We start from the raw sequence: 15,961 nt of genomic DNA on the forward strand, positions 1-15,961 counted from the left end.
TTTACAATTTTAAGTTTTGGAAGGTCTCTAAGGAGGTCATCGTGGTATCGTTGTAGGTTAATGTCCAACCCAAGGAATTGGTTAAAATATAAAACTTTGAGAGTTCGCTAATAAGTCTATTTTTAGCATTTGCCTTCAAATCGGATGCTTCTATTTTTTTGGCTAATGATGCCTTTACGGTGTTTTTAATAGCGTTGTAATCTTGGGCTTCAAACGGATTTAAAAAATCGGATTGCATATCGTAATATTCCAAATCTGGATTTATTTTGATTTCTTCTTTTGGAATACTGATTATTTGAAGGGTTTTAGTGGCCTCGTCAATTTTAAATTCAATTTTACTTAAATCGTAAGCAATAGTAACTTCGGCATTTACAACCACCAATGCTTTTTTATCTGACGTAAAATATTCTCCAAAAATCTCTTTGGAGTTTTTATAGTTGAACACTTCACTAAAGTGGCCTTCGGTAACAATTAACTTACCAACGTTTTTGATTTGTTTTTGAATGAGTGCCGAACTTTCTTGAAGCACGATTTTATCCTCCTTTTTTTCATCACAATATTTAAAAGTGAACAAAACAACCAACGTGATGATAACACCAAATAGAATTTTTCGCATGCACTAATTTAGCATTATTTTATTTGAACGTGCAATTTACATTTAAAAAATCATGGCTAAATCAAATTGTTTTTCTTGGCTTTATGTACGGCTTCCAATTTGTTGTGCACCTGTAGTTTTCGGTAGATGTTCTCGATATGCTTTCGGATGGTGCCCGTTGATAAGATAAGGTTTTCGGCAATGGCATTATAGCTCAAGCCTTTGCTTAACTGCTCTAAAACATCGATTTCCCGTGGGGTTAGTTTGATGCTTTCTTTTTCTTCAATGCTATTTATTTCAATGGGATTGCGCAGCAGTTTTAAGGTTTTCATGGCTATGGAAGGGGTCATGGCTGCACCGCCATTTAAGGTTTCCAAAATACCATTGTACAAATCTTTGGCATTTATTTCTTTCAATAAATAGCCATCGGCGCCCGCTTTTATGGCGTTGAAAATATGCTCGTCATGATCAAAAACGGTGAGCATGATTATTTTAATATGCGGGTATTTATTTTTAATAACCTCAGTCGCTTGAATACCATTTAAAACGGGCATTTCAATATCCATTAAAATTAAATCGATGTTATGATTGGTTTCTAATTTTTGCAGTGCCTCCTTACCGTTTATAGCCGTAAATTTAACCGTTAATGCTTCAAAAAATGATAATTTTTCTTCAATCATTTTTATTAAAAAAGAATTATCGTCAACTATGGCTAATTTATATTTCATATACAATTTACACCTTTAATTTTACTGTTGTACCTTGTTTAACAGCACTATCAATAACAATATCAGCATTTATATCGGCCGCTCTTTTTTTAATGTTGTTTAGGCCATTTCCTGCTTCAATTTCATTACTGTTAAAACCAACACCATCATCAGTTACTGCAAACAAAATGCTGTTTTCCTGTTTCTTTATTTCAACATTTATAGTTGACGCTTGGGCATATTTTATGGCGTTATTTATAGCTTCTTGAATGATGCGATAAATATTCATGCCGGTAACCGAAGAGAATTGCAAATCATTTGAAAGTGACTGGTCAATATTAAAATTAAAGCTTGTTTTATTGGCCGAAACACTTGCTTTATCGACAAAATTAGATACTCGGGCTTGTAAATCTTCCAAAGAAATTTCACTTTTATTCATAGCCCAAATGGTGTCCCGCAGCTCATAAATGGTGTCTTTTGTAAAATCGCTAATTGAAGATAATTTGCTGGTAAGCTTATCGTTGTTGATTTTAAAGCCATATTTTAAATTATCGATTGACGAAATTATAAAAGTGAGTTGCGCACCAATATTATCGTGCAAATCGCGCGAAATTCTTAAACGTTGTTCCTGCAATCGGTTTTGGGTTTCAATTTTCACTAATGCTTCTTTTAATTCGCCTTCTTTTTTAAGCTGCGCATTTTTTAATTTTTGTTGATTAAACAATAAATAGCCCAAAATCGCAATAATAATGGCTAAAATGCCCAAGCCAAAAAGCTGGGTGTTTTTTCTGTTCAGATTCAACTCTTTTTCGGCAATGTCGGCCCGTTGTAGAAGAATTTCTTTTTCTTTTTTCTCGGTTTCGTATTTTACTTCAAATTCCGATATTTTATCTTTTAATGAGTTATTTGATAGTTTTTTTTCAACCTCGTATTGTTTTTCAAAATACTCCAATGCTTTAGCGACATTGTTTGTGGTTTTATAAAGCACAGACAAATTTTTAAAAACACTTGCCATGTCGGATGGATTTTCGGCTTCAACAATAAGTGGCTCTGCCTTTAACAGATAAACTTCTGCTTGTTTTAAATTATTAATTTTAAGATGATTTACGCCTAAATTGAGATAAGTTACGCGTAAGGTTTGATTGTCGTTTGCTTTTTTTGCCGCTTCAACAACCGATTCATAAATTTTAATGGCCTTTAAAGGTTTATTTCTTACGGTGGCCAATTGCGCCATTCCTGTTTTTGAAAAAAGAATAACCTTGCCATAATCTATTTCTTCAGATTTTTCAATAGCCAATTTATAGTGTTTTTCGGCTTTGGCATAAAGGAGCGTGTCGTTGTTTTTCTCACCAATTTCTTTGTACATGCCTGCCACATTAAATAGGCTATTGGCGACATCAACTTTGCTTTTTCCGTTTTTTTTAATTTCAAGAGCTTCCAAATAAAATTCCAAAGCTTTTTCGTACTCTTTCATGTCTTCATAAATCAATCCAATATTGTTGAACGATTTACCCAAAGATGTAGAGTCGTTAAGTTTTTCGGCAAGTTCTATGGCTTTTTTATGAACCTTTAACGAAGGTTCTGCCTTACCCAAATAAGACATGGCCAAGGCTTTATTGTTAAGAAAACGTAGTTGGTCTTCCTCATTGTTATCTTCTTCGGCAAGCTGCAATGCTTTTTCAAAGTTTTGGAGTGCGGTTTTAAAATCGCCTTTGTAAAAACTTAACACCCCCAAATCGCCGTAATATTTGGTATATAAATCGTAGTTGTACTCATTTTTTAAAATTGTCCACGCCTTATCATAGTATGTGGCAGAGGTTTCGTAATCGCCCTTAACAATATATAATTGAGCATATTTTAGCAAACCGTGTATGTGTATGTTCTCCAGTGCTTTTTTGTTTTCAGTAAACTTTAATGTCTTGTTAATGTAAAATTCGGCAGAGTCTTTACTTAAATCAAAATACTCATCAACAATATGGTTTAATGCATCAGCTTTTTCCTCTGGATTTTTACTGGTAGCTACAATAGTTTTTAAGCTGTCTATTTTTGCTGAATTGTTTTGGGAATACACACAAAAACCAAAAATTAAAAATAGAATGGAGAGTTGTTTTTTTATCATACAGTTTAATTAGGAATCCTTCTCAAATACGAGTTTTTGAAACACAAAAAACGCCTCTATAATTGTAAAAGCCCTTTTGTGTAACGTTTTATTTAAGTTGTCAATAAGTATCGTTTTTTGACGGATGGATTTGCTTTTTTCAATCTCAATATGCAATTCGGTTTTTAATTGGTTAAACCGGTTTTGATATGCCTTTTTTATAAGCACTATTGTTAAAAACGCTTTTAATGCAAATAGAATCAAAATGATAATTGCTCCTAAAATTAAAATTTCAAAAAACAAGTGCCATTCCATAATTAAAATTGATAATTGAGGAAACGAAAAAAAACATCAATTGCAAACCTTTTAAAAGGTATAAAGCAACCGATGTTTTTTGATATGAACTGATTAATAGCATTTTAAAACTACAATTTAAAGTAACATGTTAGTTAATTATTCGACAAAAGTGTTTTAAAAAAAGATTAAGCGCAATAATGTAATCTATTACGCCTAATCAACAAATCTCAACAACAAGATTTATTTTTTAAGATCGTAGGCATAAATGGTTTTGTCATTTGCTTTATAATATAGGTAACCTCCAAATTCATCGACTTGGTACTCTGGTTTTTTATCTTTTAACAGAATTTCCTTATCTACTTTACCTGTATCTTTATTTACCTTTACCAAACCAACACCACTATCTAGTTTTGTTAATACGAACTGTGAATTCTTGGTAGCCGATGTCGCTTTAAAGCGTTTGGACATTTCGTTAAATGATGCAGTACCAATTTCTGAAAACATATCTTGGGCACGTTTCATTTCGGCACCATAGCTGTTGTATTGTCCTAAATAATTTTTATTTGCACCCGCTCTATAGGCTGCTGCGCTTGCCATAGCCGTTGATGCCACAGCCGTAACTCCGGCCAAAATAGCACCAAAGGCACTTTTACCTGGCGAACGATAATACTCGTGCCATTTTGTTTTTCCATCCCAATCCAACAACGTCATATTTTGATTTGAGCTTAATAAAATTCCATCATCTCTAAGTTCTACTCCAGATGGATCTTCCTTTTCTTCAAAATCTGATTCCGTTAAAATTGTTGCTTTCCCTGTTTTTTCATCTATAGCGAAAAGTTTTTCGTCTGCACTGATAAGATATCTACCGTTTTTAGTATCAAATTCTGAAGCCACGACTTCTGCTCTTTTAAATTTTAATGGTTTATCCCAAACCTGATCGCCTGTTTTTAAATTTACAATATTGGCATCTTCACTCGTTATGTAAATAAGCCCTTGTGGAGTTTCGGCCATGGTTAAAATATTTTCGCCAGTTTTCAGAGGTTTTTTAAACAGGGTGTTTCCCGTATAAGATATTTTATTGATGCCTCCGGATTGAACTCCAAACAGTATTCCATCATCCATTACATAAAAATGTTGTACATAGCCTTTTGTTTTCGGTGCTTTTTCCCATAAGTCATCTCCTGTCGCTGCACTAAACATGGTAATTTTAGACTCGGTTTTACTGGCGGTTAATTTACCCAGTCCTTTGGCGCCAGAATCTGCCACATCGCTAACAACGGCGAGTCCTTGAGGCAATATTTCAAAATTAGAAACACTACCTTTTACCTTACGCTCATCTGACCATGCCGAAGAACCATTGGCAGATATCTTGTATATTTTTGTGTTTTTTCCGTTGGAAGTGGCTGCAAAGGCGTAAATATCAGACTCTGATTCATTACTCGTCATCCAGTTCACATTTTTAATATCATTTTCCCAAAGTGTCTCACCAGATTTCGATTTTGCAATAATACCTTGGCTTGTTGGTACCAAAAGCTTGTCTTTTAAAAGTAGTGGTCTGCCTGTTACTGCAAAGTATTTCATGGTTACCTTGCCTGGTTCTGTCAAGAAAAACGAATAATCTTCATCTCCCGTTCCCAGATCGTAAACCGCTACTTTTGCTGTAACATTTTCTGCCTTTCCTCCTCCTTTTTGAAAACCACTTACAACCAGTTTGTTCTGTGGCATCATAACATCGGCAGTAAAAATGTTTTTCCAACCCTTAGACTCGGTAGTAAACAAGATTTTACCAGACACATAGTCTATTACCGCTTTTTTTGCAGATAGATTTGCAAAACCTGTTTGACCTACCATAACATAGGGCGACAAAGGGATGTAAGTAAGCTCTTCTGGCTTTACGCGTCCATAATCTGTAAAATTAAAAAGTGGTTTGTCTTGCCCTGGTTTAATACCCACCAATCCGTCGTTTGTGGCAACTACCATTACCCCACCTACGGTAAGTGTCATTTCGTTAATTTTTGCTCCCAAATCGTAGTTATTGTCTGGGGTTTCTGCATTTTGTGCGTTTAGCATTAGCGTACCTGCCAATAGAAAAACCATTAATTTTAAATGTCTCATTGTTGAATTTGTTTTATGGTTAATAACACACCAAAATTGCAATTAAATGAGCGCGAAGTCAATACGATGAATTGCGTATATTTATAGAAGATGTTAGACCACTTCGCTATTGGATATCAGAAAATAGACTGATTTTTTAGATTGAAAACTAAAACTTTATATGAGGAATTTTTTTTTGGAGCCGAACTTTCTTTACTTCTAAATTTTGAAGGAATTTTTGATGTGCTTCTGATTTTTGGTTGAAGGGTTTATGCAATAATCCTTTTTGAATACTATCAACGTCGCCCATGATTTTCGAGGCTTCTTTTGATACCCAAACATTTTGAAACTTATCCCAAATATAATTGATGGCCGTTTGATTGGGATGCAACATATCTTCATTATAAAAACGATAATCACGCAGTTCGTCCATCATAATTTCATAAGATGGAAAATAATGAAGATGGTTTCTTGGCTCAACAACTTGATGAATAGCAGCAATTAAATGGGCTTTGCTTTGTGTGTTTTCAATAAATCCATCTTTAATATGGCGTACCGGCGATACGGTAAAAATAATAGAGACTTTTTTATTAACACTTCTGATACGTGTGATAATTGATTGTAAAGATTCTGTAATTTCATCAACAACCAACAATTCTTTTAAAAACTTTTTTTGTGGCACTTTGTGGCAATTGGCCACCAGTGTATTTGTTTTAATATGTCTATAAATCCAAGCGGTTCCTAACGTAACGATGATGTGTGTTGCGTCGTGGATTTGTTGATTTGTGGATTTAATTTCTTTGTTTAAATCCTTTAACAGACCTTCCTTCAAAGGCTGGCTTAACTTTGAATGCGCATTAAAACTATGCCATTGCTCGTTGTGAAAAAAGATATCGCTTTCAGTATATTCTTTTTCATTTATGGCATTAGTGATTAGGGTTTCAATTGCTTTTGGATGAAATAAAATACCGAAAGGATTTTGAAGATTTTTGAATTTGAAGTAATCCAGTTTTTTACCTATATTTTCAACAAAACACGAGCCTAACAACAATACACTAGAGTTATAATCTATTTGATTATGCTGTTGTGGTTGAAGTGGTATTTCGGTTTGAAGTTTCATAAACTCGTAACTACTACACAAAGATTCGCTGAGTATCACAAAGACTCACTGAGAAACTTTAACTATAAAATTCTCTGAGAATCTCTGCGTTTTTTTTACTCTGTGAAGCTCTGCGTTATAACTTTTATTTTATAAAGCCCGTAGCTTCAGCTAAAGCCTCATCAATGCCATCTGGTTTCTTCCCACCAGCAGTTGCGAAAAATGGTTGTCCGCCGCCGCCGCCTTGAATAAATTTACCCAATTCTCTTACCACTTGTCCCGCATTTAAACCCTTACTTGCTACCAATTCTTTTGAAATATAGCAGGATAACAATGCTTTTCCGTTTTGCTCGGTGGCAAATAATAAAAATAAATTATCAAACTGACTCCCTAATTCGAACGCGACATCTTTTAAACCGGCAGCATCCAAATCTAACTTTTTAGCTAAAAACCGAATCCCATTTATTTCTTGCAATTCGTTTTTAAGTTCGGCCTTTATATTTTTTGCCTTAGCTTTTAATAACGCTTCAATTTCCTTTTTAAGACTTGCATTCTCTTCTTGTAAATTCTGCAATGCTTTTACAGGTTCTTTGGCATTGTTAAGCAATTCTTTCATTTCAAAATAAGCCCGATTGTTCTCAGAATAATAATCTTTTACCGCATCGTTTGTAATAGCTTCGATACGACGTATTCCAGCCGCCACGGCACCTTCTGATATAATTTTAAAATGCCAGATATCTGCAGTGTTTTTTACGTGTGTGCCGCCACAAAGCTCGATGGATTGCCCAAAACGAACAGAACGCACCGTGTCGCCATATTTTTCGCCAAACAAGCTCATGGCGCCATCTGCGAGCGCTTCTTCCTTAGCGATATTTCGTTTTTCGATGAGCGGTAGTTTCCCTTCAATTCGGCTATTTACAAAATTTTCAACATCGCGTAATTGCTCTGCGGTTAATTTTGAAAAATGAGAAAAGTCGAATCGCAAATACTTGGAGTGTACGGCACTTCCTTTTTGCTCGACATGGTCGCCCAAAACCTCTCTTAAAGCTTGATGTAACAAGTGTGTGGCCGTGTGATTGCACTCGGTTCGGTAGCGCTGTTTGGCATCTACCACAGCCTTAAAAGTTTCATTTAAATGCTTGGGAAGATTTTTGGCAAAATGAATAATAACGTTGTTTTCCTTTTTGGTATCTAAAATATAAACCACATCGCCGTGGGCATCTTCCAAGTAGCCTTTATCGCCAACTTGCCCTCCACCTTCGGGATAAAACGGTGTTAAATTGAAAACCAATTGATACATATCGCCATCCTTTTTGGAGGATACTTTTCTGTATTTGGTTAACTTTACATTAGCTTCAAGTGTGTCGTAACCTACAAATTCCTCGACGGCATCGTCATTTAAAATGGTCCAATCATCGGTAGACATTTCACTAGCTGCACGCGAACGGTTTTTTTGTTTTTGCAATTGCTCATCAAAACCTTTTTCATCTAATTTCAATCCTTTTTCAGAAAGAATCAAAGCCGTTAAATCTATGGGGAAACCGTAGGTATCGTACAATTCGAAAGCTTTTTCGCCAGAAACAGTATCGCCTTTGGTTTCATCAACAATACGATTTAACAATATCAATCCCTGATCCAAAGTTCTTAAAAACGATTGTTCTTCTTCTTTAATAACATTTTCAATAAGTTGTTTTTGAGCTATTAATTCAGGAAAAGCCTCTCCCATTTTACTGCTTAAAACATCAACTAATCGGTAAATAAAGGGTTCCTTTTTATCGAGAAAAGTAAATCCGTAACGCACGGCACGACGTAAAATTCTTCGAATAACGTAGCCGGCACCCGTGTTACTTGGCAACTGTCCATCGGCTATTGAAAACGCTACCGCACGAACGTGATCTGAAATTACACGAATGGCAATATCGGTCGTTTCATCCTTCCCATAATTTTTATTGGTTATGGTTTCAATTTCTCGAATTATGGGCGTAAACACATCGGTATCGTAATTAGATTGTACACCCTGCAAAACCATACAAAGACGCTCGAAGCCCATGCCGGTATCGATATGTTTTTCAGGAAGGTTTTCCAAACTGCCGTTGGCTTTTCGGTTGTATTGCATAAATACCAAATTCCATATTTCAACCACTTGCGGATGATCCATGTTTACCAAATCTTTACCGTCTACCTTGGCTTTTTCTTCTGCAGAGCGAATATCAACATGAATTTCGCTACATGGTCCACAAGGGCCTTGGTCGCCCATTTCCCAGAAATTATCCTTTTTATTCCCTGTTAAAATGCGGTCTTCAGAAATGTATTGTTTCCAAAAATCATATGCTTCGGTGTCCATGGGCAGCTTATCGGCATCATCACTTCCTTCAAAAACAGTAACGTATAAAATGTCTTTATCAATACCATAAACATCCACTAAAAGCTCCCAAGCCCAAGCTATGGCTTCCTTTTTAAAGTAATCGCCAAAGCTCCAGTTGCCTAACATTTCAAATAAAGTATGGTGGTATGTATCGTAACCAACCTCTTCTAAATCGTTATGCTTCCCAGAAACCCGCAGACATTTTTGGCTATCGGCTACCCTATTGTTTTTGGGCTTAGCATTCCCTAAAAAATATTCTTTAAAAGGCGCCATACCAGAGTTTACAAACATTAATGTGGGGTCGTCTTTTAAAACCATGGGGGCAGACGGCACAATGCTATGTTTCTTTTCTTTAAAAAAACCTAAAAATTTTGATCGGATATCTTGTGACTTCATGTACTTATTTTGTAAATCTTGTTTCTGTTAAATTGGTTTTAAACCGAAACAATTTTTATATTTATGCTGCAAATTTATTTTAAATTTAGGACAGCGTAAACCTACCGTTGAATTATTATTGCAAAACATAAGATAATTTTTTTGTAGGTTTGTTCGTTTGCTTATAATATAAGAGGGTTAATCATCTTAAATTTTAGCAAAAATAGTATAATTTAAACAATGAGTAAGGTAAAATTTTATTACGATCCCGAATCGCTTTCCTATCGTAAAATTGAGCGCAAAAAAAGAAAGACATTTGCCTATATTTCGCTTTTTCTTTTAGCCGCCTTTTTGTTCTCCTTTATCATTATTTTTATTGGGAATTTATATTTTGAATCGCCCAAAGAGAAAGCTTTAAAAAGAGAGCTGGAAAATGCCAAATTGCAGTTTGAGCTATTGAACAAAAAAATGGACGAAGCCGAAGCGGTCCTTGCCAACGTTGCCGATAGAGACAACAATATTTATCGAATTTACTTTGAGGCCAACCCTATACCCGAAGAGCAGCGAAGAGCTGGTTTTGGTGGAATTAACAGATATAAAAATCTTGAGGGATTCGATAATTCTGAATTGATTATTGAAACCAATAAGCGCTTGGACATTTTACAAAAACAAATTGTGGTACAGTCTAAATCGTTAGATGAAATTACCGTTTTAGCCGAAGAAAAAGAAAAACTTTTGGCGGCAATACCGGCCATACAACCGGTAAGTAATGAAGATTTAACACGTATGGCATCGGGTTACGGTATGCGATCAGATCCTTTTACCAAAGTTAGGAAAATGCATTGGGGCATGGATTTTACGGCGCCAAGAGGCACCCCTGTTTACGCTACCGGAGATGGCATTGTAAAACGTGCCGATGCAGGATCTAGCGGCTATGGCAAACATATTAGAATTGATCATGGTTTTGGCTATATGAGCTTATACGCCCACTTATATAAATACAATGTAAAACGAAACCAAAAAGTAAAACGCGGAGACTTGATAGGTTTTGTTGGAAGCACAGGCCGATCGCAAGCGCCACATTTACATTACGAAATTTGGAAAGATGGCACGCGCATTAATCCCATAAACTTTTACTATGGTAGTTTAACAGCTGAAGAATTCAGTAAATTGTTAGAACACGCCTCGTTAGAAAATCAATCATTAGATTAATGCATATAGATTTACCAGAAAAAAGATATTATGCCATTGGGGAAGTTGCCAAGGCCTTTAATGTAAACACCTCGTTAATTCGGTTTTGGGAAAAGGAATTTGATGTGCTTAAACCCAAAAAAAATGCTAAAGGCAATCGAAAATTTACACCCGAAGACATTAAAAACCTTAAGCTTATTTACCACCTTGTTAAAGAGCGTGGCTTTACTTTAGATGGCGCTAAAACCCATTTAAAAGAAAGCAAAAAAGAGACTTTAAATAACTTTGAAATAATAAGTAAACTTGAAGATGTAAAAAATCAATTGATTAAAATTAAAAATCATTTGTAACATTTTTAGTTAAATCTCAACATATTAAAGTAACCTTATAAAAATCAACTAAAAAACCACACAACAATGAAAAAATTTTTACCATGGATTATCATAGGAATACTTGTAATTGGCTTGTATTCTTGGGGAAAAAGTTTTAATAACACAGCAGTTAATTTAAACGAAGGCGTAAAAGAAGCCTGGGGTAACGTACAGACCTCATACCAACGCAGAAACGACCTTATCGGTAATTTGGTAAATACCGTAAAAGGTGCTGCCGATTTTGAAAAAAGCACCTTAGAGGCTGTAGTTAATGCACGTGCCAAGGCCACTTCAATTACCATAGACCCCGCAAATGTTACGCCTGAACAATTAGCACAATATAATCAAGTGCAAGGCGGATTAAGCGGCGCATTAAAAAGTTTATTGGTAACCGTAGAACGTTACCCTGATTTAAAGGCCAATCAAAACTTTTTAAAATTACAGGACGAATTAACGAGCACCGAAAACACAATTCAAACGGCAAGAACACGATACAACGAAGCCATAAAACCTTATAATATCCATGTGAATGAATTTCCAAATACTATTCTTGCTGGCATATTAAATTTTGACGAAAAACCATATTTTGATGCTGAAGCTGGTGCCAACCAACCGGTTCAGGTAGATTTTTCAAACTAAAAATAACATGTCTAAAATTGAAGATTTTCTTTCACCTGAAGAAGAACAGGAAATCATAGAAGCTATTAGAATTGCCGAAGCAAACACTTCCGGAGAAATACGTGTACATATTGAAAAAACCTCAAAAACCGATGCTTTTTCACGCGCTATGGAGGTGTTTCATTATTTAAAAATGGACAATACCAAACTACAAAATGGGGTTTTAATTTATGTTGCTGTAGACGATAGAAGTTTTGTTATTTACGGTGATAAAGGCATTAACGATGTGGTTCCGGATAATTTTTGGAATAGCACAAAGGATATCATGCAAACGCATTTTAAATCTGGTCATTTTAAACAAGGCTTAGTCGAGGGTATTAAAAAAGCAGGCACAGAGCTTGCTCATCATTTTCCTTGGAAACACAACGACAGCAACGAACTTTCAAACGAAATATCAAAAGGATAACTTTTAATATGCAACATTCAGTTTTAAGTATTCCAACACTAAAAAAAGAAGTGAAGTGCGTCGTTACTTTTTTAACGTTATTTTGCGCTCTAAATCTTTCTTTTGGGCAGTACAACATTCCTGAAAAACCAAGTTTTATACCGCCGGTAATCGATAGCACCAAAACCTTAAGCACTAAGGAATACAAACTGCTGTTTGATAAATTAAAACATTACAACGATTCTACTTCAACCGAAATTTTAATTGTAATCATCCCCACTACAAAAGGCGAAAACATTGGGCTGTTAGCACCTAAATGGGGGCATAAATGGGGCATTGGTCAAAAAAAAGAAGACAACGGTATCCTTGTTTTATTGGCAAAAGACGACCGAAAAATATGGATTGCTCCTGGTTATGGCGTGGAGCACAAACTTACTGCCGGTATAAACGGCGAAATTATCAGAAACATTATTATTCCTGAATTTAAACGCAATGATTATTATCGGGGATTGGACAAAGGCATTGATGCGATTTTTCAGGTTTTAAGTGGTGAATATAAAAACAACCAAAAACCTTCGAGAAGAACCAATAACTTTCCCGTTGGTTTTATTGTTATCCTTGTTTTTATATTTATTATAATTCTTATTTCCATTTCCAATAACCGGCGCGGTGGCGGCGGTAGAAATGGTGGACGCAGATCGCCCGCCAGTGATATTTTAGAAGCCATTATTTTAAGCAATATGGGCCGTGGCAACTACCGCAGAGGTTCTGGCGGTTTTGGTGGAGGCTTTGGCGGTGGTTCCAGTAGCGGAGGCTTTGGCGGCTTTGGAGGTGGCGGTGGATTTTCCGGCGGTGGTGCGGGTGGTAGTTGGTAACAACAAACCATTTTTTTCGTATTTCTTCGTTCCAACAATTTAAAAATGAAATCTGCTTTCTCTTACTTCTCCTTTTTTACCCAAACTGTTAAATTTCCAACTAAAACTTAGCATAAAATATTGTTGCAAAACGGTACTTTGTGAGTCTTGTATGTAGTTTTCGGTGGCGATTCGTCTGGCATTGGTGTTTTGGTTTAGTAAATCGTAAGCCTTTAAGGTTAGGGTTGCGCTGTCTTTCATAAACGAATAGGCCAAAGTCGAATTCCAAAACCAAGCGCTTTTTTGAAATCCATCGGCTATATTGGGATTATAATTAAAGTTTACATTATTTCGCCACTCGAAGTTTTTGGGCAAGAAAAAACCAGTGACAACATTTAAGTTGTGGTAAACAAAACTCCTATCATTAAAAGCATCGATATCATATCTATTTTTTGTGAATTGCAACCTGTAGCGTGGTCTAATTTCCAACAAATCTTTAACCGTAAGCTCAAAATTCACACTTGGCCCTATATTATTAACCCTACTACTATATTTAACTCCGTTATTAAAATTAATGTTCTTGCTTAACCCTATTGATGAGCCAAAACCAAACTTTATTGAGGTTAAAGAGTCTATTTTCACCTTTTTATTATACCATATACTAGAATTGATATTGTGGTTGCCATTTACATTCTCAAAAGTTGTATTACGTACTAAATCCTCATTTATAATTGATTTAGAAACCACTTGATTATTTCTAAAATTACCACGAACATAACCGTAAAACCCAGTGCCTTTATTAAAATCGAAAGCATTGAAGTTAACATTAAACCTATGGTCTATACCTGTTTTTAAATTAGGATTACCAACTACTGTATTTAAAGGATTAGACACATCTTGAAAAGGTTGTAATTGCCTTAAACTGGGTACGCTATTTCTTAACCTATAACCGGCTCTAAATGATGCTTTTGGACTAAATCGGTATCGTATAGTTGATGAAAGCTGTAAATTATTAAAGTCTCTTTTTAGGTCTAAATCAGATCTTAAAAAATCTTGGTTTTCTAAAGTTCGTAACACATAATCGGTCTCTATTTCTGCAAACAGCTTGTCTTTTCTATAAGATAATTCCAAACCAAAGGTATTGTTATCATCAATATATTTAAAGTTGGTGCTCAAATCCTTATTAAAGGTATTGTAATCCTGTTCTACTTCGTCAAAATCAAAAGTGCTTCTTATATTTTCTTGCTTGTTTCTGTTGTAACGGTAACTAAAATCCAATGCTAATTTTTTGCCCAAAATAGGTTGCCTGTAAGTAATTCCTGTTGAAACGTTGCTAGAGTGGTTTTCGCCATCAGTAAATTGCTTTCTTATAATATCGTTTGGCGTGGCGCCATAAATATTGGTTTCAGAATCTAAAAAATCATCGGTCTCCGTAATGTTGTTTCGGTTATTGAAATAGAGTCTTAGAAACGAACCTTTGCTCCCAAAACGCTTGGTTAAATTAACATTGTTGCTAAAGTTTTTAGCTGTATTTTCAACAAAAGAAGACGATTCGGATTCATTAATCAATACCCTATCAATATCTCTTGAGGTTTCGTCTCTTGACGATATATTTTCACTTTTTGTGAAGTTAAATGAGGGTTTCACATTGATATATAATGTAGAATCTATTTTAAATTCCAGCTCGGTATTGGCCCTGTGGCTATCGGTTGAGTTTGAAGAACTTGAATTTGAATCGGTAAAATATCGGGTATCGGGCAGAATATTTTCGCGTTGGGTTGAAGAGGTATTCTCCGATTCGCTACCCGAGTAAAAATAGCTTCCCGAAACATCGGTTTTTTCGCCTATTTTATCGGCATAATTTAGTCCCGAAGTTCTGGAGGTTGTAATGCCTTGACCGCCACCAAAGGAACGCCCATCAATTGCAAAAGAACCATCGCCACTAATATTTATTCGATTACCGCCGCCAAACATTTTTCTAATTTCACCAAAGCTAAATCCAGCCGAATTAATATTATTGCCACCAGAAAGCAGGCTAATACGCCTATCGTTATCAAAATAATTAAACATACCAGCAAATTCGTAGCGTTCATCAGTCCCGGCACCCGCCGCCAAACGACCAAAAACCCCTTTATTGTTTTCTTTTTTAATGGTTAGGTTTATGGTTTTGTTTTCGCCATCGCTTTCTTTTCCTGCAAAAGCATCAGCCTTGGACTTTGTATCGGTTATCTGTACTTTTTCAATAATTTCTTTAGTCAAATTTCGGGTTGTAATGGTGGGATCGTTTCCAAAAAAGGGCTTTCCGTTTACCAATATTTTATTAACTTCCTTACCGTTTACTGTTATCTTTCCAGCTTCGTCAATCTCAACTCCCGGAAGTTTCTTTAACAAATCCTCAACATTGGCATCTTTTTTTGTTTTAAAAGATTTTACATTAAACTCCAAAGTATCTTTTTTAATAGTTATTGGCGGGGTAGATTTAACAATTACCTCATCTAACGCATTATCATCTACCATCATATTAATGGTTCCTAGCTTAATGTCTTCTTTGTTTATGTTAATCGATTTGTTTATTGTTTTATAACCAACGTACGACACTAAAAGATTCAGCTTTTCATCGTAAGTTTTTCCCTCTAAAGTAAATTCACCGTTTTTATCTGAAATGGTATAGGTAACCAACGCACTATCCTTAACGCGCTGCAAATAAACCGTTGCCGATTCTAATTGGGATTTGTTGAATTCGTCAATTACAGTTCCAGAAATATTAAAAGGTTTAGATTGCGAAAATGACAAGAAAGTGTTCGATAACACTAAAAATAAAATGATGTGTCTCATTAAAAAATTGATTGATG

At 35.3% G+C, this 15,961-nt stretch carries 12 protein-coding genes; 5 read left to right on the plus strand and 7 right to left on the minus strand.

Going from position 1 to position 15,961, the window contains the following annotated elements; all coding sequences use genetic code 11:
- Position 1: 1 nt before the first annotated feature.
- The 6 genes from RNZ46_RS02380 to alaS all read right to left on the minus strand — a co-directional run bounded on the left by RNZ46_RS02380 (position 2) and on the right by alaS (position 9,651).
- On the minus strand, positions 2 to 616 hold the full coding sequence (locus RNZ46_RS02380) for a DUF4230 domain-containing protein (protein WP_316983792.1): 615 nt from the start codon (positions 614 to 616) through the stop codon (positions 2 to 4).
- A gap of 56 nt (positions 617 to 672) precedes the next feature.
- Complete coding sequence (locus RNZ46_RS02385) at positions 673 to 1,323, minus strand: response regulator transcription factor (protein WP_316983793.1); 651 nt, start codon at positions 1,321 to 1,323, stop codon at positions 673 to 675.
- 7 nt (positions 1,324 to 1,330) lie between these two features.
- Positions 1,331 to 3,421, minus strand: a complete 2,091-nt coding sequence (locus RNZ46_RS02390) for a tetratricopeptide repeat-containing sensor histidine kinase (RefSeq protein WP_316983794.1) — start codon at positions 3,419 to 3,421, stop codon at positions 1,331 to 1,333.
- A 516-nt stretch (positions 3,422 to 3,937) separates the two neighbouring features.
- Positions 3,938 to 5,812, minus strand: a complete 1,875-nt coding sequence (locus RNZ46_RS02395; RefSeq protein ID WP_316983795.1) for an outer membrane protein assembly factor BamB family protein — start codon at positions 5,810 to 5,812, stop codon at positions 3,938 to 3,940.
- A 148-nt stretch (positions 5,813 to 5,960) separates the two neighbouring features.
- A complete protein-coding gene (locus tag RNZ46_RS02400; protein ID WP_316983796.1) occupies positions 5,961 to 6,911 on the minus strand; it encodes a GSCFA domain-containing protein in 951 nt (316 codons plus the stop codon).
- Positions 6,912 to 7,035: 124 nt separating this feature from the next.
- Positions 7,036 to 9,651 (minus strand): alanine--tRNA ligase, encoded by a 2,616-nt coding sequence (gene alaS / locus RNZ46_RS02405; protein WP_316983797.1) that lies wholly within the window; start codon positions 9,649 to 9,651, stop codon positions 7,036 to 7,038.
- A gap of 219 nt (positions 9,652 to 9,870) precedes the next feature.
- Here alaS and RNZ46_RS02410 point away from each other — a divergent pair, with 219 nt between their 5' ends.
- From RNZ46_RS02410 to RNZ46_RS02430, 5 genes are all read left to right on the plus strand, one after another.
- Positions 9,871 to 10,842, plus strand: a complete 972-nt coding sequence (locus tag RNZ46_RS02410) for a M23 family metallopeptidase (RefSeq protein WP_316983798.1) — start codon at positions 9,871 to 9,873, stop codon at positions 10,840 to 10,842.
- Positions 10,842 to 11,171: a MerR family transcriptional regulator gene (locus RNZ46_RS02415; protein ID WP_316983799.1), complete on the plus strand. Its 330-nt coding sequence runs from the start codon at positions 10,842 to 10,844 to the stop codon at positions 11,169 to 11,171. The genes RNZ46_RS02410 and RNZ46_RS02415 overlap by 1 nt, the downstream gene beginning before the upstream one ends.
- Before the next feature lie 66 nt (positions 11,172 to 11,237).
- Positions 11,238 to 11,831 (plus strand): LemA family protein, encoded by a 594-nt coding sequence (locus RNZ46_RS02420; RefSeq protein WP_316983800.1) that lies wholly within the window; start codon positions 11,238 to 11,240, stop codon positions 11,829 to 11,831.
- Positions 11,832 to 11,838: 7 nt separating this feature from the next.
- Positions 11,839 to 12,276 (plus strand): TPM domain-containing protein, encoded by a 438-nt coding sequence (locus RNZ46_RS02425; RefSeq protein WP_316983801.1) that lies wholly within the window; start codon positions 11,839 to 11,841, stop codon positions 12,274 to 12,276.
- Between the two features lie 8 nt (positions 12,277 to 12,284).
- On the plus strand, positions 12,285 to 13,130 hold the full coding sequence (locus tag RNZ46_RS02430) for a TPM domain-containing protein (protein ID WP_316983802.1): 846 nt from the start codon (positions 12,285 to 12,287) through the stop codon (positions 13,128 to 13,130).
- A gap of 39 nt (positions 13,131 to 13,169) precedes the next feature.
- On the opposite strand, the gene RNZ46_RS02435 is transcribed toward RNZ46_RS02430, so the two are convergent.
- Positions 13,170 to 15,944, minus strand: a complete 2,775-nt coding sequence (locus tag RNZ46_RS02435) for an outer membrane beta-barrel protein (protein WP_316983803.1) — start codon at positions 15,942 to 15,944, stop codon at positions 13,170 to 13,172.
- Positions 15,945 to 15,961: the final 17 nt, after the last annotated feature.

The organism is Hwangdonia lutea, from assembly GCF_032814565.1.
GTDB lineage: Bacteria > Bacteroidota > Bacteroidia > Flavobacteriales > Flavobacteriaceae > Hwangdonia > Hwangdonia lutea.